This window comes from Mesorhizobium sp. M7A.T.Ca.US.000.02.2.1, from assembly GCF_003996995.1.
In the GTDB taxonomy this organism is placed as follows: domain Bacteria; phylum Pseudomonadota; class Alphaproteobacteria; order Rhizobiales; family Rhizobiaceae; genus Mesorhizobium.
Genome location: NZ_RZTT01000832.1, coordinates 1 through 831, shown reverse-complemented (window position 1 = coordinate 831; position 831 = coordinate 1). Strand labels below are relative to the sequence as shown.

Here is an 831-nt window from a genome sequence, read left to right as displayed (position 1 = left end):
TTCGTAGCCGTTGTGCGGCTGCACGTGCTGTTTCACGCCATCGATGTGCGAGATAGCCCACCGCCAGAGATCCTTTGTCGGGCCCTGGTCCTCGTAGAAGATGCGACCGAACGCGCGAGGGCCGTCCCATGCCTGGTAGTCGCGATGGCCTTCTCCCGGCCATGTGTCGCGCCAGCGATAGCGCGGGGGTGGGCCTGGGTCATTTGCTGGATCTTCCTTCATGGGCCTCAAATGGGCTGAATTGGGAGCTTTTTAAAGATTTCCGTGGTCCTATAGGCGATGACGAAGCCGCCACGTAAGCCAAAGTCAAAGCCGCTTCTCCACGAGGACGGCGGGCCGCTGCAAAGCCGCCCGATCCGAAAGCGCGATCCTGCCCAGCCGCGGCTACCGTTCGATCCGTTTCCGGCAAAGGTCGAAATCGCCCTGTGCGATCTGCGCATGAAGCCGCCTGTCGGCCCCGAATGGGGCTGGGAGGTGAAATGGGACGGCTACCGGGTGACGGCCTACATCGGGCCGAATGGCGTGCGATTGCTTACGCGCGGCGGCTACGATTGGGCAAGCCGATTTCCAGCAATTACTGCAGCCGCTCGCGCGCTCGGGCCAGCGACGATGATCCTGGACGGGGAGGCGGTCATTCTCGATGAGCAGGGACGCTCGGATTTCGGGGCTCTGCAGAAGTCGCTCGGCGCCGTCGGCCGTCGTTCGGGGAGCCTGCAGTCGGGTGCGGTTCTGATGGTCTTTGACCTGCTGTATTTCGATGGCCACGATCTGCGGGGCGTCGAATACAGCACGCGCCGGCATTTGCTCGAAGATGCTTTAGACGGCCTGGAC

General features: G+C 62.7%; 2 pseudogenes. One reads left to right on the top strand and one right to left on the bottom strand.

Going from position 1 to position 831, the window contains the following annotated elements:
• Positions 1-222, bottom strand: a pseudogene (locus EOD15_RS36405) (hypothetical protein); the annotation flags it as partial.
• 57 nt (positions 223-279) lie between these two features.
• Here EOD15_RS36405 and EOD15_RS34970 point away from each other — a divergent pair.
• Positions 280-831: pseudogene (locus EOD15_RS34970) on the top strand (ATP-dependent DNA ligase); the annotation flags it as partial.